Origin of the sequence: Pseudoxanthomonas sp. PXM02, assembly GCF_014851805.1 — a bacterium.
Taxonomy (GTDB): Bacteria; Pseudomonadota; Gammaproteobacteria; order Xanthomonadales; family Xanthomonadaceae; genus Pseudoxanthomonas_A.
In genome coordinates this window covers 1,726,767-1,748,453 of record NZ_JACVAK010000001.1, presented here as the reverse complement: position 1 = coordinate 1,748,453, position 21,687 = coordinate 1,726,767, and the positions used below count along the sequence as shown (strand labels likewise).

Annotated in this window: 13 protein-coding genes; 7 read left to right on the top strand and 6 right to left on the bottom strand. The window is 67.9% G+C overall.

Annotated elements, in window-relative coordinates:
- Positions 1-7: 7 nt before the first annotated feature.
- Genes IB225_RS08405 through IB225_RS08380 form a run of 6 tightly spaced genes read right to left on the bottom strand, consistent with a single transcriptional unit; the run spans position 8 to position 6,017 of the window.
- A complete protein-coding gene (locus IB225_RS08405; RefSeq protein WP_225583336.1) occupies positions 8-1,681 on the bottom strand; it encodes a glycoside hydrolase family 43 protein in 1,674 nt (557 codons plus the stop codon).
- A 10-nt stretch (positions 1,682-1,691) separates the two neighbouring features.
- On the bottom strand, positions 1,692-2,600 hold the full coding sequence (locus IB225_RS08400; RefSeq protein WP_192310712.1) for a 2-dehydro-3-deoxygalactonokinase: 909 nt from the start codon (positions 2,598-2,600) through the stop codon (positions 1,692-1,694).
- The gene (locus IB225_RS08395) at positions 2,597-3,523 is read right to left on the bottom strand and encodes an SMP-30/gluconolactonase/LRE family protein (RefSeq protein ID WP_192310711.1); all 927 of its coding nucleotides are present in this window, start codon (positions 3,521-3,523) and stop codon (positions 2,597-2,599) included. Before IB225_RS08395 ends, IB225_RS08400 begins: the two co-directional genes overlap by 4 nt.
- Entirely contained in the window at positions 3,501-4,652 is a 1,152-nt protein-coding gene (gene dgoD / locus IB225_RS08390) for a galactonate dehydratase (protein WP_192310710.1), read from the bottom strand. The genes IB225_RS08395 and dgoD overlap by 23 nt, the downstream gene beginning before the upstream one ends.
- A complete protein-coding gene (locus IB225_RS08385) occupies positions 4,649-5,272 on the bottom strand; it encodes a 2-dehydro-3-deoxy-6-phosphogalactonate aldolase (protein WP_192310709.1) in 624 nt (207 codons plus the stop codon). Before IB225_RS08385 ends, dgoD begins: the two co-directional genes overlap by 4 nt.
- A 4-nt stretch (positions 5,273-5,276) precedes the next feature.
- Complete coding sequence (locus IB225_RS08380; protein WP_345776583.1) at positions 5,277-6,017, bottom strand: SDR family oxidoreductase; 741 nt, start codon at positions 6,015-6,017, stop codon at positions 5,277-5,279.
- Positions 6,018-6,308: 291 nt separating this feature from the next.
- Here IB225_RS08380 and IB225_RS08375 point away from each other — a divergent pair, with 291 nt between their 5' ends.
- From IB225_RS08375 to IB225_RS08345, 7 genes are all read left to right on the top strand, one after another.
- Entirely contained in the window at positions 6,309-7,310 is a 1,002-nt protein-coding gene (locus IB225_RS08375) for a LysR family transcriptional regulator (RefSeq protein WP_192310707.1), read from the top strand.
- A gap of 286 nt (positions 7,311-7,596) precedes the next feature.
- Positions 7,597-10,548, top strand: a complete 2,952-nt coding sequence (locus IB225_RS08370; protein WP_225583334.1) for a TonB-dependent receptor — start codon at positions 7,597-7,599, stop codon at positions 10,546-10,548.
- Positions 10,549-10,648: 100 nt separating this feature from the next.
- Entirely contained in the window at positions 10,649-12,847 is a 2,199-nt protein-coding gene (locus IB225_RS08365; RefSeq protein ID WP_345776582.1) for a cellulase, read from the top strand.
- A gap of 20 nt (positions 12,848-12,867) precedes the next feature.
- The gene (locus IB225_RS08360) at positions 12,868-14,751 is read left to right on the top strand and encodes a sialate O-acetylesterase (RefSeq protein ID WP_192310897.1); all 1,884 of its coding nucleotides are present in this window, start codon (positions 12,868-12,870) and stop codon (positions 14,749-14,751) included.
- The gene (locus tag IB225_RS08355) at positions 14,741-16,432 is read left to right on the top strand and encodes a DUF5597 domain-containing protein (RefSeq protein ID WP_192310706.1); all 1,692 of its coding nucleotides are present in this window, start codon (positions 14,741-14,743) and stop codon (positions 16,430-16,432) included. Before IB225_RS08360 ends, IB225_RS08355 begins: the two co-directional genes overlap by 11 nt.
- Before the next feature lie 48 nt (positions 16,433-16,480).
- On the top strand, positions 16,481-19,315 hold the full coding sequence (locus IB225_RS08350; RefSeq protein WP_192310705.1) for a TIM-barrel domain-containing protein: 2,835 nt from the start codon (positions 16,481-16,483) through the stop codon (positions 19,313-19,315).
- Positions 19,316-19,322: 7 nt separating this feature from the next.
- On the top strand, positions 19,323-21,677 hold the full coding sequence (locus IB225_RS08345; RefSeq protein WP_192310704.1) for a glycoside hydrolase family 95 protein: 2,355 nt from the start codon (positions 19,323-19,325) through the stop codon (positions 21,675-21,677).
- The last annotated feature ends 10 nt before the right edge of the window (positions 21,678-21,687 follow it).

The window sequence follows — 21,687 nt, the reverse complement described above, 5'->3', positions numbered from 1 at the left end:
GTCGCGGTCAGCGACGCAGCGCGTAAGGGCCGAAGGTGTTGCCGATGAAGCCGCCTGCCGTCTCCACGCTCAACAGGCTGGCATCCAGTCCGGTGGCAACGGTCTTCCAGTCGCCTGATGCCAGTCGGTAGTCAGCATCCAGGCGCGGGCCGTCCAGACGGAAGCGCAGCGAGACCGGTCCCTGTTCTTCGGGCAAGTGAATGCGTGCGAGGCGATTGCCTTCCTTCGCACCGTCGCGACCACTGCGCCGGTACAGCGACACCGCCAATCCCTGCGCATCGCGTTCGATGCCGAGCACGTAGTGACCGTACTCGTTCTGCAGCAGCGCGAGCCCGGCGAGTTCGCCGACCGTCGGGTCGAAGGTTGCGAGCGTGGTTTCCAGTGTCGCCTTGTGGTGCTGCAGGCGATGGGCCACGTAGGCGGGCTGGCCGGGTGTCGTGCCGAAGGCGCCGAGCGGCATCGCGCCGGGTGTCAGCGTCAATCCTCGCTTACCGGTGGAGTACCACGGCGTCTTCGGCGGATGCAGCGTCATCCACGACAGCGGCAGCGACGTGGCCTCGAAGCGTTCGGTCCAGCTGATCGGGCCACTGGTCGGCACGGGCTGCGGACTGCGCGGCAGGTCGGGTCGCTTCACCGCCATCGGCACACGCTCGCCGCGCGGCAGGATCACGGGCCAGCCGTCCTTCCACGTCACCGGCAGCAGGAAGGTTTCGCGCCCCAGGTTGTACTGGTTGCCGCGGTACGGACGCGTGGCGAGGAACACCGCCCACCACGTCCCGTCCTTGAGTTTCACGAACTGCGCGTGCCCGGTGGACGTCACCGGGTCGGCACGCTTCGGGTCCAGGTCGCGCTGCGTCAGCGACGGGTTGGAGGGCGCGGGCTGGTACGGGCCGGTGAGCGCGCGGCTGCGCCATACCATCTGCGCATGCTGTTCGCCGGTGCCGCCCTCGGCTGCGGTCAGGTAGTACCAGCCATCGTGTTTGAAGATGTGCGGACCTTCGACATGCTCCGGCTTGCTCGCCGGATCGGCGCCGCCATCGACCAGCAGGAGGCGCTGGCCGATGCGTTCGCGCTTGCCGAAGTCGAAGCGCTGCAGCCAGATCGCGCGGTGGCCGTCGTAGCGCAGCGTTCCATCCGGGACATCGTTGTGCACGACCCACGCGCTGCCATCGTCATCGAAGAACAGCGACGGATCGATGCCGGTGACATCGAGCCAGATCGGGTCCGACCACGGCCCGGCCGGATCCTTCGCCGTGACGACGAAGTTGCCATGATCGCAGTAGAAACAGGTGTTGGCGACGTAGAAGGTGCCGTCGTGGTGCGCCAGCGTGGCAGCGAACAGGCCGCGCGTCAGTTCTTCCTTCTCGCCGTAGTTGATCTGTCCGGGGCGATGGATCGCATTGCCGATCTGCGTCCACGAGACCAGATCCGTGCTGTGGAAGACCGGCAGGCCGGGGAAGTAGCCGAACGTCGAGGTGACCAGATAGAAGTCATCGCCGACGCTGATCGCGGACGGATCCGGATAGAAGCCCGCGACGACCGGGTTGCGGTACTGCCCGGCGGAGACGGCCGGGCCGCCATCGTCGCCGGCATAACGCACCTCGCTGAAAACCGCGTCCCCCGCCCAGGCCGGGCCCATCGATAGCGCCATCACCAGCGCCATTGCGCACCGCATCAGCATCGTGTCTTCCTCAGGTCGTGGCGGCGATCGTGCGTCGCGCCCACAGCGCATGCAGGCCACGCGCGGCCAGATCTTCCGGATGGCGCTGCACGCCGACGCCGAGCGTGGTCAGCGCATGCGCGTACGACGCCAGCAACCGGTCGTTGCCGATCAGGTGCACCTGCGCCGGCCGCGGTGCGTGCGAGAACAGGCCTGACGCGCGCAGTTCGTGACCGATCAGCAGGCCGGACAGGTACGAGGGCAGTGCCGGTTCGGCGAACTGCTGGAACAGGCCCGTCGTGCGCACACCAAACAGGTGGTGCAGCAGGCCACCGCCATCGGCGCTGCGCTTCAGGCCGGCATCGAACGCGTAGCCATCGAAGCGCACGTCGCCGGCCGGCATCAGCCGGCCGAGGATGCTGTGCTGGCGCAGCAGCGCATACAGCTCGCCGGTCATCGCGGTGGCGATGCGCTGCACCTGGCCGTCGCGCACCGTGACCCACTTGCTGTGGGTTCCGGGCAGGCAGACCAGATGCGTGCCACCGGTGAGGACGTCGAGCAGCGCCGCCAGTTGCGTCTCCTCGCCGCGCATGACGTCAGGCACGCTGTCCGAATCGTTGTCGCGCAGTCCCGGCACCAGCCAGAGCGCGCGTTCGTCGAAACCCGGTGGCTGGAAGCGCTGCATGCCGAGCGCGAGTGCGTGGTTGCCAGCGGGGCAGGGCAGGTACGGCATCTCGTGCCAGCCACCGCGTCCGCCAACCATGCCGCACAGCAGGATGTCGGTGTCGTCCCAGCCCGCGATCTCGCGCGCCAGCACCTCGCCGAAGCGGCCATCGCAGGCCAGCACGCCCTGGTCGCTGCGACGCCGCTCGCGCACCTGGCCGTCGTCGGCCATGCGGTACAGGCGCAGGCTGCTGGTGCCCCAGTCGATCGCGATCATGGCAGGCGAACCCGGTCTTCGGCGCGCGCGAGCGACCGTTCGTTGCGGTGTGCGAATACGCCGCCCGACAACGGATGCGCGGCCAGTGCGTCGGCATCCAGTCCCACCCGTGCACTGGTGATGTACAGCGTGTCGTCGCGCAGCACGCAGCAGGATGGCTGCGGCGCCGGGATGTGCACGACGCGGTCGATGCGCCCGTCCGGCAGATAGCGCACCACCCGGCCGACGCCCCATTGCGCGTTCCACAGTGCGCCTTCGTTGTCGACGATGGCGCCATCGGGCTCCGCGCCGGGCGTGTCCAGATCGACGAACACCGTGATGTCGGAGACGGTCGCGCTCGCCGCGTCGTAGCGGCACTGCAGGATCTGCGGTGTCACCGAGTCGCAGAAGTACATCCGCGTGCCGTCCGTATCGAAACAGATCGAATTCGGGATGGCGGCGCGTGGCAACGCCAACTCGCGCAGTCCGTGTGCCGCGGTGTACTGATGGAAGCGGCCGATGGGATGCAGGTCGGCATGTTCGCTCTTGGTGCCGAACACGAAGCCGCCGTGACGGTCGGCGCGGCCGTCGTTGATGCGGGTCATCGGTTCGTCCGCGTCCACGTCGGCCAGCTTCGTCATCGCCAGCGTGCGTGTTCCCAACTGGGATTCGACGTCGCTCGCGTACAGGCCCTTGGCCAGGCCGAGCAGCAGACGGCCGTCCTCGCCCAGCGCGAGGCAGCCGAGCGGCGCGGGCAGCGACCACGTGTGCGTGTGGCCGCTCGCGGGATCGTGTCGCCACAGTTCGGCGGCGAGGATATCGGTCCAGTACAGGACGCGCTGGCGACCGCACCACAGGATGCCTTCGCCCAGCGTGCAACGGCTGTCGACGGCCAGGGTCGCCAGCGCCGCGCTCACGCGATCACCACTCGGCCACGCTGCCATCGGCATGCCGCCACAGCGGATTGCGCCAACGCGGCGGCTGCCGGTTCGCGGCGATCAGGCGATCCTCGTCGATCTCCACGCCCAGACCGGGCTTCGGCAACGCGGCGATGCTGCCGGTGTCGTCGCAACGGAAGTCGTCCTTGTTGACGACGTAATCCAGCAGGTCGGCGCCTTCGTTGTAATGGATGCCGATGCTCTGTTCCTGCAGCATCGCGTTGTGCGCGACGAAGTCCACCTGCAGGCAGGCGGCCAGCGCCACCGGGCCGAGCGGGCAGTGCGGCGCCAGCGCCACGTCGTGCGCTTCGGCCATCGCGGCGATCTTCACGCACTCGGTGATGCCGCCTGCATGCGACAGGTCGGGCTGCAGGATCGCCAGTCCACCGGCCGCCAGCACGGGCTTGAACTCCGCGCGCGAGTACATGCGTTCGCCGGCGGCGAGCGGGATCGAAGTCGCGTCGGACAGCGGGCGGTAGTACTCCCACTGTTCCGGCAGCACCGGCTCTTCGACGAACAGCGGCTTGAACGGTGCCAGTTCGCGCAGCAGCACGCGCGCCATCGGTGCGCTGACGCGGCCGTGGAAGTCGATGCCGAAGTCGACACGGTCGCCCATCGCCTCGCGGATCGCCGCGACCTTGGCGACGGCGGCGTCGATCGCGCGCGGGCTGTCGATCAGCTTCAGTTCTTCGGTGCCGTTGAACTTGAACGTGTCGAAGCCCTGCGCGCGGTAGCGCTGCATCTGCGCAACGATGTCGGCAGGACGGTCGCCACCGACCCAGCGATAGGTCTTCATGCGCTCGCGCACGAGTCCGCCCAGCAGCTGGTACACCGGCACGCCGAGCGCCTTGCCCTTGATGTCCCACAGCGCCTGGTCGATGCCGGCGATGGCGCTCATCAGGATTGCGCCACCACGGTAGAAACCGCCGCGATACAGCACCTGCCACAGGTCGTTGATGCGCGCGGGATCCTGGCCGACCAGATAGTCGGCCAGTTCATGCACCGCCGCCTGCACCGCATCGGCGCGCCCTTCGATGACCGGTTCGCCCCAGCCGGTGACGCCCTCGTCGGTTTCCACCTTGAGGAACAGCCAGCGCGGTGCCGCGTGGTAGGTGGTGAGGCGGACGATCTTCATGCGGCGTGGTCCAGGTAGGCCTGGCGGAAGCGCCGCGCGTGGTCGCGCGTGTGCTCGACCGCCTGGCCGGGCTTGTAAAGTTCGCCGCCGATGCCGGCGCCCTGACAGCCGGCTGAGAGGTAGCCGGATAGGGTGTCGGGCGTGACGCCACCGACGGCGAAGAGGGGAACGGGCGGCAGCACGCTGCGCAGGGCGCGCACCATCGCCGGTCCGTAGAGGGAAGCGGGAAACAGCTTGAGCGTCTGCGCGCCGGCGTCGAGCGCGTCGAAGGCCTCGGTCGCGGTAGCGAAACCGGCGGCGACGTGCAGGCCGCGATCGACGGCGTGACGGATCACCGCCGGCCGCGTATTCGGACTCACCATCAGGCGACCGCCGGCGGCGACCAGCGCATCGACGTCCGCGGTCGTCAGCACGGTGCCCGCACCGATCATCGCGCGGGCGCCGAACATGTCCACCGCCACGCGCACGCTGCGCTGCCACTCGGGCGAGTTGGTCGGAATCTCGATCGCGTCGTAGCCCTCTTCCACCAGTGCGTCCACGTGCGCCGGCACGTCGGCCGGCGTGATGCCGCGCAGGATCGCGATCAGCGGCAGGGCGAAGGGAAGGGCGGGCGCGTCCATGCAATCAGTCGTGGTAGACCTGCGAGCGACCGCCATCGATGGTGATGTCGGTGGCGTTGATGAAGCGCGCTTCGTCGCTGGCGAGGAACAGCGCGGTGTACGCGACCTCCTCGGGCGTGCCGATGCGTTGTGGCGGCAGCAGCGCGGTCTGCTTCTCGCGGGTGCCGGGTTCGCGTTCGAACCACGCCTCGATGCGCGGTACCAGGATCAGCCCGGGCGAGATGGAGTTCACCCGGATGCCATGCGCGGCGTACTCGATGCCGAGCGACCGGGTCAGTCCGATCAGCCCATGCTTCGCGACCGGATACGGGAAGCAGCCGGCGATGATCTTGTGCGCGTGCACCGATGCGATGTTGACGATGGAGCCTGCACCCTGCGCCAGCATCGCCGGCAGCACCGCGCGGCAGACATGCCACGCACCCTTGAGGTTCAGTGCAAGGCAGCGTTCCCACTCTTCGTCCGGCAACGACAGCGGATCGGCGAACACATCCGCGCCCGCGTTATTGACCAGCACGTCGATGCGGCCATGGCGTTCGCGAACCTCGCGCACGGCGGCATCGACCGCGGCCGCATCGGTGATGTCGGCGAGGTGGTGGATCACGCCGTCGTCGCCCGCGGTCGCAGGCTGGCGATCAAGGCCGATGACGGTGGCGCCTTCGTGCGCGAACAGGCGCGCGGTCGCCGCGCCGATACCGCTGGCGGCGCCGGTGACGATGGCGATCTTGCCGGAGAGGCGCGTGCTCACGGGCGCGGGTCGCCGGGCGGCGTGGACGCGACGTGGGCGGCGGCACGCGGGGTGCCGTCGAACTGCGGTGTCGCCATGGGACCCTCCTCCCGGCGTGGATCGGATGCGGGGATCTCCCGTGGCGGACCTGTGCCGGCCGTCCCCGGGGCATCCCCTCGCGGTCGGCGGGATGTCGCCGCCGGGCCGCGTTTGAAGCGTGGCATAGCCTCGCGTGGGCATCTATGTACGACAAATGAAATTTTTGTCATAGGCTATTCCGCACACGAATAGGTCACCCACGCGGAGGCTTCCATGGTCCATCCCACCACCGGCTGGTTCGGCGCCACCCGCCTGAAGACCCGCCATCTGACGCTGCTGCTGCACCTGTACGAACAGCGCTCGGTCCTGCGCGCTGCCGAAGCCGCCAACATGACCCAGCCCGCCGCGTCCAAGCTGCTGGCGGAGATGGAGAGCCTGCTCGGCGTGCCGCTGTTCGAGCGCCATGCGCGCGGCGTGGAACCCACGTGGTACGGCCAGGTCCTGATCCGCCGGGCGCGTTCGGCGCTGTCGGAAATCGGCCGCGCCCATGACGAGATCGCCGCGCTGCGCAGTGGACGGATGGGCCAGGCCGCCATCGGCACGGTGGTCAATCCGGGGACCAACCTGGTGCCGCAGGCCATCGCCGCGGTGAAGCGCGACTTCCCGGACATCCTGATCCGTGTGGAGATGGACTACAGCCGGCCGCTGGTCGCCAAGCTGCTGGATGGCCAACTCGACATCGTGGTCGGCCGCATCATGGGTCCGGAAGGTGCGGGCGAACTGGATTTCGAACCGCTGGCCGACGAGCCGCACGCGGTCATCGTGCGCGCCGGCCATCCGCTCACCCGGCGTCCGCGCATCACCCATGCCGATCTGGCCGACTACGGCTGGATCATGCCGCCGGCCGCCAGCGTGCTGCGCTCGCGACTGGATGCGGTGTTCCTGGAGCACGGCCAGCCGCCGCCGCAGAACATCGTGGAAACCGCGTCGCTGCCCGTGATCATCCATCTGCTGCGGCATAGCGACCTGCTGACCGCGCTGCCGGCCGAGTCGGTCGGCCCGTACCTGCAGACCGGGCAGATGTGCGTGCTGCCGATCGAGCTGGGCGTGCGCATGGAGTTCTTCGGCATCATCCGCCGCCGCGACCAGCTGCTGTCGCCGGGGGCCGAGCGCGTGCTGGACGCGCTGCGGGCCACGGCCCGCCGGCTGTATGCCGAGCCCGATCCCTCCCGGGCCGGCGAAGCACCCCTCGTGGGCGAAGGGGCCGGCGACTGACGCTGGCCATGTATGCGCGTTCGATATAGCTGGCGATCAATATTTCATTGGTCCGGCATGTCAGCGCCGCCTATGCTCCCGCCGCAGTCACATAACGGTGGTCCCACGGCCACCGGTTGATCGCCCGGAGCCGGCGCGACATCCGCCACGGAGGCGACCGCAACACCGACGAGCACGGCCGGGGGCCGCCATCGCCGGACGCTTCATCCGGTCACGCGATGCACAGACATCCGCGGGTCGGGACCAAAACTCAATCGCTTGTCATGTGTCCTGGGAGGGAACATCCATGTCAACGCTCCAGCGTCGCCCTACGGCGGCCGTTCGTGCCGGCCGTTCCGAAGGCCGCAAGCTGCAACCCACTGTGCTCGCGCTCGGCATCGCCCTGATGCTGGCGGCGCCCGCGTACGCCCAGGACGCCGCTGCGCCCAAGCAGGATGAAGAGAAGGCGACCGAACTCGATGCCGTCGTCGTCACCGGCATCCGCGGTTCGGTGTACCGGGCGCAGGACATCAAGCGCGACGCCGACACCTTCGTCGATTCGGTCACCGCACTCGACATCGGCGCGCTGCCCGATCGCAGCGTCACCGAGACGCTGTCGCGCATTCCCGGCGTCACCATCGACCGCTTCCTGACCGTCGGTGATCCGGAACACTTCTCCGCCGAAGGCGGTGGCGTGCAGGTGCGCGGCCTGACCCAGGTACGCTCCGAACTCAACGGCCGCGACAGCTTCTCCGCCTCGGGCGGTCGTGCGCTCAGCTTCCAGGACGTGCCTGCCGAGCTGATGGCGGGCGTGGACGTCTACAAGAACCAGAAGGCCGACATGATCGAAGGCGGCCTCGGCGGCAGCGTCGACCTGCGCACCTTCATGCCGTTCGACATCGAGGGCAGCCGGTTCGGCATGTCGTTCAGCGCCAACCGTGGCGACTTCGCCGAGAAGGTGAAGCCCGCGGGCTCGGTGCTCTTCAGCAACCGCTGGGACACCGACGCAGGCGAGTTCGGCATCCTGGTCAACCTCGCCCATTCCGAACTGGCCACGCGTACCGACGGCATGTTCGTGCGGCCGTTCTTCAACACCGCCAACTCCGACCTCAACAACGACGGCACCAACGAGAGTCTTTGGCTGCCGCGTGGTGCCGACTGGCGCACGCTGGAGTACGAACGCGAGCGCCAGGGCGCATATGTCGCGCTGCAGTGGCGCCCGAACGACGACCTCGAGTTGTTCGCCACGGCCTTCCAAAGCCGCTACGACGAGCTCTGGTACGAGGACGCGATCTTTGTCTCCAACGATCCTCTGCAGGTGCGTATCGATGCCAGCGAGCCGTACGAACTGGACGGCAACGTCTTCGTCTCCGGCCGCCTGCGCTCGAACGGCGATATCCCGATGGGCACCGACATCCGTGCCTCGCACCGCAAGTCCGACACCACCGATTACTCGTTCGGCCTGAAGTGGCTGGTCAGCGACCGCACCGAATTCTCGACCGACCTGCAGTACATCAAGGCGAACACCGAGGCACTGGATTCCACCGTGTCGCTGGGCCTCAACGTGCCGTACATCGACATCGACCTGGGCCATGGCGTGCCGCGCATCGGCGTGGACAACCAGTTCACCGCGAACCCCGCGAACTACTACTGGGGGTTCACCATGGACCACCAGGACGACAACACGGCCGACGAGATCGCGTGGCGCGCGGACCTGAAGCACAGCTTCGACAGCAACTTCTTCGATTCCTTCAAGGTCGGCGTGCGCGTCACCGACCGCGATGCCCACAGCATCGACACCGGCTACGACTGGCAGCCCGTGTTCCAGCCGTGGATGCAGTGGTGGGCGTTGCCGGGCGGCGTGCCGCTGCCGGGCCTCGACCTCAACGGCACCGTCAATTCCAGCCTCACCAACCTGATCACGTTCGACAATTTCTACCGCGGCGGCGCGTCGACGCCCGGATCGTTCTACTCGCCCGTGCTTGCGACGGCACTTGGCTTCCCGAACAGCTACCTCGACATCCATGGCGCGGCGGCTCCGTACTACACCTGCTGCTATGGCCAGATCACCCCGCGCAACCTCGCCGATCCGCAGTGGGGCAACGTGCAGAACGAGAAGACCTACGCGGCTTACGCGATGCTGAACTTCGCGATGGACGATGCGCGTATCGACGGCAACGTCGGCGTGCGCGTCGTGCGTACCGAGAACAGCGCCGATGGTTACCTGGTCTATCCGAACAACGCGTTCGCACCCTACCTGGGCAGTGGCCAGTCCGAACCGATCTCGGCGGAGAACTCCTACACCGACGTGCTGCCCAGCGCGAACCTGAAGTGGGAGCCGGCCGAGAACTGGATCGTGCGCTTCGCCGCGTCGAAAGCGGTGGCCCGTCCGGCCTTCAGCGACATGCAGGCCTACCAAGTGCTGAGCGTGGCCGTTCGTGACGGCGTCAATCCGCAACCGGGCGACGAACTGGGGCCGGAAGACCTGGAGCTCACGGGCAGCTCCACCGACAACCCGTACCTGACGCCGATGAAGGCCAACCAGTTCGACCTGTCGCTGGAGTGGTACTTCGCGCCGGACCGCGGCGGCATGGCCTGGGTGAACTTCTTCTACAAGGACATCAAGGACTACTTCCGCCAGCAGACCGAGCTGCTCGCCTATCCCGGCGTCGACGGCAACGAGTACGACTACCGCGTCTCGCGCCTGGTGAACGTCGGCAAGGCGAAGATCCAGGGCGCGGAGATCGGCTGGAACCAGTTCTTCGACTTCCTGCCTGCGCCGTTCGATGGCTTCGGCATGTCGGCCAACTACACCTACATCGACAGCTCGACCCGGATTCCGGCAGCGTCGAACGCGGTGCCGGTAGACACCGATGGCTCGCTGTTCAACGACCTGCCCGCCGACGGCCTGTCGAAGAATTCTTACAACGTCGCGGCGTTCTACGAGAAGGGTCCGTGGCAGGTGCGCCTGGCCTACAACTGGCGCAGCGAGTACCTGCTGTCGATCGGACCGAACGGCTACAACGGCGGCGATGGCGGCATCCCGTGGAAGCTGCCGGTGTACAGCGACAGCTTCGGCCAGCTGGATGGTTCGATCTTCTACCGCTTCTCCGACAACGTGCAGCTCGGCATCGAGATGAACAACCTCAACAACGCCGAGCAGCGCACGCTGATGGACCAGAACGGTGCCGGCAAGCGCATCACGTCGTGGTACGTCAACGACCGTCGCTACGCCGCGACGCTGCGCTTCACGTTCTGACGCTGTACCGAACGGAGCGGCCGGACGTTTCCCGGCCGTTCCGTCGCAGGGGGTGCGCATCCTGCCGGCGCACCGGCTGTTCCTCCCGACAGGAGATACCGTGCTCACGCTTCGCCTGATCCTCGCGCTTTCCGTTTTCCTGCTGGTGCCCGGCGCGGCGGCGAAGGATGACGTCACCGGTTACCAATGGCGCAACGTCGCGGTAGGCGGAGGCGGCTTCGTCAGCGGGCTGGTGTTCCATCCGCACGAGAAGGGCTTGTTGTATGCGCGCACCGATATCGGTGGCGCGTACCGCTGGTCGCCGGCCGAGCGGCGCTGGCAGCCGCTGATGGACTGGATGGGGCACGAGGACAGCGGCCGCTTCGGCGTGGAGAGCCTGGCGCTGGATCCGTCCGATCCCGACCGCCTCTACCTCGCGGTCGGCACCTACCTGCACGAGCGTGGACAGGACGGCGCGATCCTGCGTTCGAGCGACCGCGGTGCGACGTTCCAGCGGACCGCGCTGCCGTTCAAGTTCGGTGGCAACGAACAGGGCCGCGGCAACGGCGAACGCCTCGCCGTCGATCCCAACGATGGCCGCGTGCTGATGTTCGGCACGCGCGCCGACGGTCTATGGCGCAGTGACGACGCCGGTGCGCAGTGGCGCGAAGTGAAGGGTTTCCCTGCTGTCGCGAAATCGCGTTCGGCGTGGGCCGCAGGCTGGCGTGACCTTCGGCCGGTCGGGATCGCCTTCGTGGTGTTCGATCCGGCGAGTGGTGCGCGTGGCGCGCCCTCGAAGACGCTGTACGCCGGTGTGTCCACGAAAGAGACCAGCCTGTTCCGTTCGCGCGATGGCGGCGCGAACTGGGAAGCCGTCCCCGGCCAGCCGGTCGGTCTGCGGCCCAGCCACATGGTGCGGGACGCACGCGGACGCTGGCTGCTCAGCTACGGCGACGAGCCCGGCCCCAACAACATGGCCGATGGCGCGGTGTGGCGCTTCGATCCGGCCGGCGATCGCTGGGAAGACATCACGCCGGTACGGCGCGCGAAGACCGATGCCGGTTTCGGCTGGGGCGCGGTCGCGGTGCAGGCCGACAATCCGGACGTCATCATCGCCAGCACGTTCCGCCGCTATCAGCCGCACGACGATATCTATCGCAGTCTCGATGGCGGCCGCACGTGGACGGCGCTGTTCCCGCGTTCGCAGTTCGATCACTCGTCCGCCCCCTGGACGTCGGATGCCAAGCCGCACTGGATGGCGGACATCGAGATCGATCCGTTCGAACCGGATCGCCTGCTGTTCGTGACCGGCTACGGTGTGTGGGCGTCCACCAATGCGCGCGCCTTCGACGGCGGTGCGGACATGCAATGGCGTTTCGAGCAGGCCGGTTTCGAAGAGACCGTGCCACTGGCGCTGGCCAGCCCGCCGGAAGGCGCGCACCTGGTCAGCGGGCTGGGCGATGTGGACGGCTTCGTGCACGACTCGCTCGACGTGTCGCAGCAGCGCTTCGCCGGTGTGCGCTTCTCCAATACCGAGAGTCTTGCATTCGCCGGTCGCGCGCCGCAGCTGATGGTGCGCACGGGCTACTTCCACAACCGCCCGGAAGGCGCGGTGCGCGGTGCCTGGTCGAACGACGGCGGTCGCACGTGGACCGCGTTTGCGAGCGAGCCGCCGGACGGTGAAGGCGCCGGGCAGATCACGCTCGCCGCCGACGGCAAGCGGGCGATCTGGCGCCCGCGCAATGGCGAACACCACTGGATCACCGCGGACATGGGCGGCCGCTGGCAAGCGGTGAAAGGGTTGCCGAAGACGGCGGTGGTGGAAGCCGACCGTGTCGACGAAGGCATCTACTACGGCTTCGATGCGATCAGTGGCCGGTTGTACGTCAGCGGCAACGGCGGCGTCGCGTTCGAGGAAGTGCGTGCGCCGGTCGGCGAGATCGGCGACTGGTACCGCGCCGAGATCCGTCCGCACCCGCAGCGCGCAGGCGAAGCCTGGATTGCCGCTTCATGGCGTGGACTGCTGCATCTGGCGCCCGGCAAGCTGGAGCGCGTGCCCGGCGTGGACAACGTGATGTCGGTGGGCCTCGGCAAGCCGGCGAAGGACGGCAATGTGCCGGTGCTGTTCGTGTTCGGCGAAGTACGCGGCCAGCGTGGTCTCTACCGGTCCGACGACGGTGGGCGCCGCTGGCTCCGGATCGACCGTGATGCACTGCGGTTTGGCGGCATCATCCGCCATGTGACGGGCGATCCCCGCCTGCATGGTCGCCTCTACTTCGGTACCGAAGGACGCGGCATCTGGTACGGAGATCCGCAGTGAACCGATTCGCAACCGTTCTGATGGCTCTGCTCGCCATTCCCGCCGCGCAGGCGGTCGAACTGCCACGACTCTTTTCCGATGGCATGGTCGTGCAGCGCGACCAGCCCGTGCAGGTCTGGGGAAAGGCCACGCCCGGCGCGCGTGTCGCCGTGGAGTTCGCCGGAGCCGAAGCCGCCATTCGCGCGGACGGCGCGGGCCACTGGTCGCTGTCGCTGCCGGCGCAGACTGCCGGCGGTCCGTACGTGATGCGTATCGACGATGGTGCCGCGCCGCGCGTGTTGCGCGACGTGCTGGTCGGCGATGTGTGGCTGGCCAGCGGGCAGTCGAACATGGAGTGGCCGATCGCACAGTCGGCGGATCCCGATGCCGAGATCGCGCGCGCGACCGATCCACTGATCCGCCACTTCAAGATCCCCAAGTCCTGGGCCGGCGAGCCGCAGGAACAGTTGGCCGGTGGCGAATGGGTGGCGTCGTCACCACAGGTCGCCGGAAAGTTCTCCGCGGTCGCCCACTACTTCGCGCGCGAACTGCGCAAGATCACCGGGGTGCCGATCGGCATCATCGACAGCACCTGGGGTGGAAGCCGTATCGAAGCGTGGATGGATGCGCCGTCGCAGGGGCTCGACGAGCAGGCGCTGGCATCGCAGGCACAGAAGCTGAAGGCCGACGACGAGCGCGCGCTGGCACAGACGCGCGCCAACCTTGCGCGCTGGCCGACGTTGCCCGTCGATGATGCGGGCTGGCAGGCGCCAGGAATCGAGACCTCAGCGTGGACATCGATCCAGGTGCCTTCGTTGTGGGAGGCCGCCGGCTGGAACGGCATGGATGGCATCGCCTGGTACCGCACGACCTTCACCCTGACGGCCGATGAAGCTGCGGCTGGCGTGACCCTCGGCGTGGGACGCATCGACGACTCCGACATCACCTGGGTCAACGGCGTCCAGGTCGGCGAAACGCGCATGCAGTACAACCAGCCGCGTCGTTACGCGGTGCCGGCATCGGCGCTGCGCGAGGGCATCAACCACGTAGCCGTGCGGGTGTCGGACTTCGGCGGCGGCGGCGGCATTCACGGCGAGGCGGCCGAGGTCTTCGTCCAGCCGCAGGGCGGTATGCCGCGTGCGCTGGCGGACTGGGTGTTCCGCCCGAGTAATGTCAGCGTCGCGCTGGTCGACGACAAGAACCAGCATCCCACCCTGCTGTACAACGCGATGATCCATCCGCTGCAGCCGTACGCGCTGCGCGGCGTCATCTGGTACCAGGGCGAATCCAACGCGAACACCGTCGCGGATGCGATGAAGTATCGCGCGCAGTTCCCGGACATGATCCAGCAGTGGCGTCAGCAATGGCGGTCGCCCGACCTGCCGTTCCTGTGGGTGCAGCTGGCCAACTTCTCATCAGGCGTGGATCAGGGCGACCGGAGTCCGTGGGCGGTGCTGCGCGAATCGCAATCGGCGACGCTGTCGCTGCCGGCCACCGCGCAGGTGGTGACCATCGACATCGGCAACCCGGCCGATATCCATCCGCTCAACAAGCAGGACGTCGGCAAGCGCCTCGCGCTGGCCGCACGCCACGTGGCCTACGGCGAATCGCTGGTGTATCGCGGTCCGGTCCACACGCAGGCGCAGTTCTCGGACGGCCGCGCCAACTTGACCTTCGACGACGGCGGCAGCGCCCTCGCGGTACGTGGTGGCGGTGCGCGCGTGCACGGTTTCGCCCTGGCCGGCATCGATCGCGTCTTCCACGCGGCTGATGCCGAACTCGTCGACGGTCGCGTCGTCGTGCGCAGCGCGACGGTGAAGGCACCGGTGGCCGTGCGCTACGGCTGGTCCGACAACCCGGCCGATGCCGACTTGGTCAACACCGCGGGCCTGCCGGCCTCGCCCTTCCGCACCGATGCGTGGTGAACCCCGGATGCCTTCGATGATCCCTCTGCGTTCCTTGATCCTCTCGCTCGCCGCGCTGTGCGCGCTTGCCGCGTGCCAGCCCACCGGAAAGGAAGGCGCACCCGCCACCGCGCAGGGCGGCGCCGCGACGGATGCGGCCGGCACGAAGCCGGTCCCGCAGATCGTCAGCAAGGATGGCCGGCATGCATTGATGGTGGACGGCGCGCCATTCCTGATCCTCGGCGCGCAGGTCAACAACTCCAGCAACTGGCCGCAGGCGCTGGACGATGTCTGGCCGGCGATCGACGTGGTCAAGCCGAACACGGTGATGGTGCCGGTGGCCTGGGAGCAGGTCGAAGCGAAGGAGGGCACGTTCGACTTCTCCTTCGTCGACGTCCTGCTGAAGCAGGCGCGCGAGAAGAACGTGCGGCTGATCCTGCTGTGGTTCGCGACCTGGAAGAACAATGGCCCGAACTACGCACCCGCCTGGGTGAAGCTGGACAACGCGCGCTTCCCGCGCGTGATCACCGCCGACGGCCGCACGCTGAACTCGCTGTCGCCGCACGCGCAGGCCACGCTGGACGCCGACCGCAAGGCCTTCGTTGCCCTGATGACGCACCTGAAGGCCGCCGATCCGCAGCGCACCGTCATCATGGTGCAGCCGCAGAACGAGCCGGGCACCTACGGCAGCGTGCGCGACTTCTCGCCGTTGGCGCAGCAGGTGTTCGACGGGCCGGTGCCCGATGCCCTGCTGAAGAAGCTGGGCAAGTCGCCGGGTACGTGGCGCGCGGTGTTCGGCGCGGACGCGGACGAGTTCTTCCACGCCTGGCATATCGCGCACTACATCGACCAGGTGGCCGAGGCAGGCAAGGCGGTCTATCCGCTGCCGATGCTGGTCAATGCGGCGCTGCGTGGTCCGTTCAATCCCGGCCAGCCGGGGCAATACGCGAGCGGCGGCCCGACCGACAACGTGCTGGACGTGTACAAGGCCGCCGCACCGCACATCGATCTGCTGGCGCCGGACATCTACATGCCGGAGTACACGCACTACACCACCGTGCTGGACCGCTATTCGCGCCCGGACAATCCGCTCTTCGTCGCCGAGACCGGCAACCGCGAGGAGTATCCGCGCTACTTCTTCTCCGTGCTGGGCGAGCAGGCCATCGGCTGGTCGCCGTTCGGCATCGACTACTCGCGCTATTCCAACTGGCCGCTGGGCGCCAAGCACCTGGACGAGAAGGCGCTGGAATCGTTCGCGCTGAACTACGCCATCGTGCGGCCGGCGGCGCGCGTCATCGCGCAGGCCAGCTTCGAGGGCAAGGTGCGCGGCACCGCCGAGCAGCCGGGCCAGGCCGTGCAGACGGTGAAGATCGACGACCGCTGGAACATGGTGGTCACCTACGGCGTGCCGCAGTTCTGGTTCCAGGGCGAACCACCCGGCAACCCGGAACCCATCGGTCGTGCGCTCGTCGTGCAGCTGGGACCGGACGAGTTCCTGGTCGCCGGTGCGCATGCGCGCATCAACATCAACGCCGCCGATCCTGCGGTCGCCGCGCGGCAGATCTACGACTATGTCGATGAAGGCACCTACGTCGACGGCAAGTGGGTCTTCCGTCGCCGCTGGAACGGCGACCAGACCGACTACGGCCTCAACTTCTCCAGCGTCCCGCAATTGCTGCGGGTGAAGCTGGCGACCTACTGAACGATCACTGCAACGGGATGCCCACGCATCCCGCACGAGGAGCAAGCGATGGGTTACTTGAAGACGTTGACCGTGCCGCTGCTGGCGCTGGTCGCCGCGGGCGCCAGCGCCGCAGACAACGGGGCAGTCGAGAAGATCGCGCATGGCGTGATCGTGCGCCCCACCGATGCCGCGGCGGCTGACGTCAAGGTCGAGGCGGTCGCGCCGGGCATCCTGCGGGTAATGGCCGATCCCGATGGCGACTTCACGCGCACGCCCAGCCTGATGCGGGCGAAGACCGGTGCACCGCCCGCGGTGAAGGTCGGCGAAGCGGACGGGCAGGTGTCGGTGTCCACGCAGGGCATCTCGGCGATGGTCGATGCACGCACTGGCCGCGTCAGCTTCTTCGATGCGGCGGGCAAGCCGCTGCTCGCCGAGCACGCGCGCACCTTCACGCCGACGAAGGTCGAGGGCAAGGATTACTACAGCATCCGCCAGCGTTTCGAATCGCCTGCTGACGAAGCCTTCTACGGTACCGGCCTGCACCAGCAGGGCTGGATGAACCTCAAGGGCCGCGACGTCGAACTGCTCCAGCACAACATCGACAAGGCCATTCCCTATCTGGTCTCCACGCGCCACTACGGCATCCTGTGGGACAGCAACGCCATCACCCGCTACGGCGACCCGCGCGGCCTGCAGCCGCTGGGCGCTTCGCTCGACCTGTTCGACGCGCAGGGCAAGCCGGGTGCGCTGACGGCGCGCTACACCGTCAACGGCAAGCAGGTGGTCGAGCGCCGCGAAAGCGAAGTGAACTACCAGTACATCAAGGATCTCGCCAACTTCCCCGCCGCCGGCAAGAACATGGCGCAGGGTGGCCGCAGTGATGTGGTGTGGGAGGGTGCGATCGCCGCGCGCAGCGATGGCCGGCATACGTTCTCGCTGTACAACAGCGAATACGCCAAGCTCTACATCGACGGCAAGCTCGTGCTCGACCGCTGGCGCCAGAACTGGAACCCGTGGCACCACGAGTTCGCGCTCGACATGAAGGCCGGCCAGCGCCACACGGTGAAGCTGGTCTGGGACCGCATCGAGCCGGCTTACATCGCCCTGCTGCACCGCGATCCGTTGCCCGCTGACGAAGCGAAGGACCTGTCGATCTGGTCCGAAGCCGCGCAGGCCATCGACTACTACGTGGTCGCAGGCGACGATGCCGACCAGGTGTTGGCCGGCTATCGCGTGCTGACCGGCAAGGCCGTGCTGCTGCCGAAGTGGTCGTACGGCTTCTGGCAGAGCCGCGAGCGCTACAAGACGCAGGCCGAACTGACCGGCGCGCTGGACGAGTACCGCAAGCGCAAGCTGCCGATCGACGCGATCGTGCTCGACTGGTCGTACTGGCCGGAGAACGCCTGGGGGTCGCACGACTTCGATACGAAGAACTTCCCCGATCCGGACGGCATGGTCGAACACGTCCATGACCAGCACGCGCAGATCATGATCTCGGTGTGGCCCAAGTTCTATCCGACGACGGCCAACTACAAGGAACTCGATGCCGCCGGCCACATGTACCACCGCAACGTCGAGGTGGGCGAGCTGGACTGGATCGGCAAGGGCTATCTGAACTCCTTCTACGACCCGTACTCGAAGGAAGCGCAGGACATCTTCTGGCGCCAAGTCAACGGCAAGCTCAATAACAAGGGCTTCGATGCCTGGTGGCTGGATGCCAGCGAGCCCGACCTGCACAGCAACATCGACATCGGCGAGCGCAAGGCGCGCACCACGCCGACCGCGCTGGGTCCGTCGGTGGAGTTCTTCAACGCCTATCCGCTGGTGCACTCCGAAGGCGTCTACCGCGGCTCGCGCGAGCAGGATCCCGACAAGCGCGTCTTCATCCTGTCGCGCGCGTTCTTCGCGGGCCAGCAGCGTGCCGGTGCGGCGTTCTGGAGCGGTGACATCGTGCCGCGCTGGGACGACCTGCGCGAGCAGATCTCCGGCCTGGTCAACGCCTCGATGGCCGGCGCGCCGAACGTCAGCTTCGACATCGGTGGCTTCTCGCCGGAGAAGCGCTACGAGACCAAGGACCCGGCGCATCTGGCCGAGTGGCGCGAGCTGAGCCTGCGCTGGTTCCAGCACGGTGCGTTCGTGCCGATCTTCCGCCTGCACGGCCAGTTCCCGTACCGCGAGATCTGGGAGATCGCGCCGGAAGGCTCGCCGCACTACGACAGCTTCGTGCACTACCTGAAGCTGCGCTACACGCTGCTGCCGTACATCTACACGCTGGCCGGCGACACCTACCACCAGGACGGCACCCTGCTGCGCACGCTGGCGATGGACTTCCCGGCCGATCCGAAGGTGCGCGACATCGCCGACCAGTACCTGTTCGGCCCGGCCTTCCTGGTCGCTCCGGTCACCACGTTCAAGGCGACCACGCGCCAGGTCTACCTGCCGGCCGGCACGAGCTGGATCGACTTCGAGACCGGCAAGCGCTACGACGGCGGACAGACCATCGATGCCGCCGCACCGCTGCAGCGCATGCCGCTGTTCGTCCGCGCAGGCGCCATCGTGCCGCGCACGGTCGTCCAGCAGTACGTGGACGAGAAGCCCGATGCACCGCTGACGATCGAGGTCTACACCGGTGCCGACGGCACGTTCTCGCTGTACGAGGACAATGGCCGCAGCTACGGCTACGAGCGTGGCGAGTCCAGCCGCATTCCGCTGGCGTGGAACGACAAGGCGGGCGAACTGCGCATCGGTGCGCGCGAAGGCCGCTATCCCGGCATGGTCGCGAACCGCGAGGTGCGCGTGCGCTTCATCGACGGTCCGCGCGCCGATGCCGGCACGCTGGAGCCGGCCGCCGATGTCACCGCGCGGTACGACGGCAAGGCGCTGGTGGTGAAGAAGCGTTGATGGGCCGATGACGCTGAAACGACGCGAACTGCTGAAGGCGACGGCGGCCGGTCTGGCTGCCGTCGCGGCGCCGCATGCGGCCGGGGCGACCGCGAGCAGGTCACCGTCTTCCGCGGCCGATCTGCGGCTCTGGTACCGCCAGCCGGCACGGGTGTGGGTGGAAGCCTTGCCGGTCGGCAACGGTCGGCTGGGTGCGATGGTGTTCGGCGGCGTCGCACTGGAGCGGCTGCAACTCAACGAAGACACGCTGTACGCCGGCGGGCCGTACTTCGCGATCAATCCCCGTGCGAAGGAGAACCTGCCGCGCGTGCGCGAGGCGATCTTCGCGGGCCGCTACGCCGATGCCGAGGCGCTGGCCAATGCCACGCTGATGGCGGAGCCGCTGAAGCAGATGCCGTTCCAGCCGCTGGGCAACCTGTGGCTGCAGTTCGACCGGCTGGATGGCGTTTCCGACTACCTGCGTGAGCTGGATCTCGATGGTGCCGTCGCACGCACGTCGTTCCGCGTGGGGGCGGGCCTGCACCGGCGCGAGGTCTTCGTGTCGCCGGTCGACCAGTGTCTCGTCATGCGCTGCACCGTCGAGGGCGGCGACGCCATGATCGGTCGCATCCGGACCGCCAACGAGCATGCCACCACGACCCGCGTCGTGGATGGCGGATGGCTGGTCGCGGGACGCAACGTCGACAAGTTCGGTATCGAAGGGCGGCTGCGGTTCGCGTTCCGTGTGGAGGTCCGCCACCAGGGCGGCTGGGTCCGTGTCGAGCAGGACCAGATCGTGTTCGACGGCGTGCGCGAGCTGGAGCTCCGGCTGGTGGCCGCCACCAGCTACGTGCGCTACGACGATGTCAGCGGCGACCCGGACGCGATCACGGCGAAGCAGCTGGAGGGTGCGCGCAAGAAGGCGTTCGCCGCCTTGCAGGCCGACCACCTCGCCGAGCACCGCCGCCTGTTCCGTCGCGTGCAGCTGGACCTCGGACGCACCACCACCGCCGACCTGCCAACGGACGAGCGCATCGCGGCGTTCGCGCACGGCGATGACCCCGCACTGGTGTCGCTCTACCACGCCTATGGAAGGTACCTGCTGATCTGCAGTTCGCGCCCGGGCACCCAGCCGGCCAACCTGCAGGGCATCTGGAACGACCTGATGGACCCGCCGTGGGAGAGCAAGTACACCATCAACGTCAACACCGAGATGAACTACTGGCCAGCGGAGGCCAACGCGCTGGCGGAGTGCGTCGAGCCGCTGGCGCGCATGATCGGCGACCTGGCCGAGACCGGCGCGCGCATGGCGCGCGAAATGTATGGCGCGCCGGGCTGGGTGGCGCACCACAACACCGACCTCTGGCGGCAGACCGGCCCGATCGATGGCGCACAGTGGGGCCTGTGGCCGATGGGCGGCGCGTGGTTGCTGCAGCAGCTATGGGATCGCTGGGACTATGGTCGCGATCCTGCCGACCTGCGTCGGTTGTGGCCCTGGCTGCGTGGCGCGGCCGCATTCTTCGCGGCGACGCTGCAGCGCGATCCTGCCACCGGCGCGATGGTCACGGTGCCGTCGATCTCGCCGGAGAACGTGCATCCCTTCGGCGCCACTGTCTGCGCTGGCCCGACGATGGATGCGCAGATCCTGCGCGATCTGTTCGGCCAGTGCATCGAGGCGGCGCGCGTGCTGGACGTGGATGCCGACTTCGCCGCGCAGCTTGCGGCCCTGCGTGACCAGCTGCCGCCCAACCGCATCGGCGGAGCCGGCCAGCTGCAGGAATGGCAGCAGGACTGGGACATGCAGGCGCCGGAGATCCACCACCGCCACATCTCGCACCTGTACGGCCTGCATCCCAGCGCGCAGATCAACCTGCGCGATACGCCCGAGCTCGCGCGCGCCGCACGACGCACGCTCGAAGTCCGCGGCGACGACGCCACCGGCTGGGGCATCGCGTGGCGGCTGAACTTCTGGGCGCGCCTGTGGGACGGCGAGCACAGCCTGAAGATCCTGCGCATGCTGCTGTCGCCGCAGCGCAGCTATCCGAACCTGTTCGATGCGCATCCGCCGTTCCAGATCGACGGCAACTTCGGTGGTGCCGCAGGCATCGTGGAGATGCTGGTGCAGAGCTGGGGCGGGTCGATCTTCCTGCTGCCCGCGCTGCCGGGTGCATGGCACGAGGGTGAACTGGAAGGTGTGCGCGTGCGCAACGCGGCGCGCCTGGACCTCGCGTGGAAAGCGGGTCGGCTTGCGCAGGCGACGCTGCACTCGGACAAGGGCGGCCGCTACCAACTGGTCCATGCGGGCAGCACGCTCGATCTCGACATCGCCGCCGGCGCCTCGGTCACGGTGAGGCTGCGCCAGGGCGCATTGGTGAAGGCATGACAGTGAAGGA

Coding starts and splice junctions, on each gene's coding strand:
- IB225_RS08400 (WP_192310712.1), bottom strand. CDS start 2,600: ATGATCGCGATCGACTGGGGCACCAGCAGCCTGCGCCTGTACCGCATG.
- IB225_RS08355 (WP_192310706.1), top strand. CDS start 14,741: ATGCGTGGTGAACCCCGGATGCCTTCGATGATCCCTCTGCGTTCCTTG.
- IB225_RS08395 (WP_192310711.1), bottom strand. CDS start 3,523: ATGGCAGCGTGGCCGAGTGGTGATCGCGTGAGCGCGGCGCTGGCGACC.
- IB225_RS08370 (WP_225583334.1), top strand. CDS start 7,597: ATGTCAACGCTCCAGCGTCGCCCTACGGCGGCCGTTCGTGCCGGCCGT.
- dgoD (WP_192310710.1), bottom strand. CDS start 4,652: ATGAAGATCGTCCGCCTCACCACCTACCACGCGGCACCGCGCTGGCTG.
- IB225_RS08405 (WP_225583336.1), bottom strand. CDS start 1,681: ATGCTGATGCGGTGCGCAATGGCGCTGGTGATGGCGCTATCGATGGGC.
- IB225_RS08385 (WP_192310709.1), bottom strand. CDS start 5,272: ATGGACGCGCCCGCCCTTCCCTTCGCCCTGCCGCTGATCGCGATCCTG.
- IB225_RS08345 (WP_192310704.1), top strand. CDS start 19,323: ATGACGCTGAAACGACGCGAACTGCTGAAGGCGACGGCGGCCGGTCTG.
- IB225_RS08350 (WP_192310705.1), top strand. CDS start 16,481: ATGGGTTACTTGAAGACGTTGACCGTGCCGCTGCTGGCGCTGGTCGCC.
- IB225_RS08375 (WP_192310707.1), top strand. CDS start 6,309: ATGGTCCATCCCACCACCGGCTGGTTCGGCGCCACCCGCCTGAAGACC.
- IB225_RS08360 (WP_192310897.1), top strand. CDS start 12,868: ATGGCTCTGCTCGCCATTCCCGCCGCGCAGGCGGTCGAACTGCCACGA.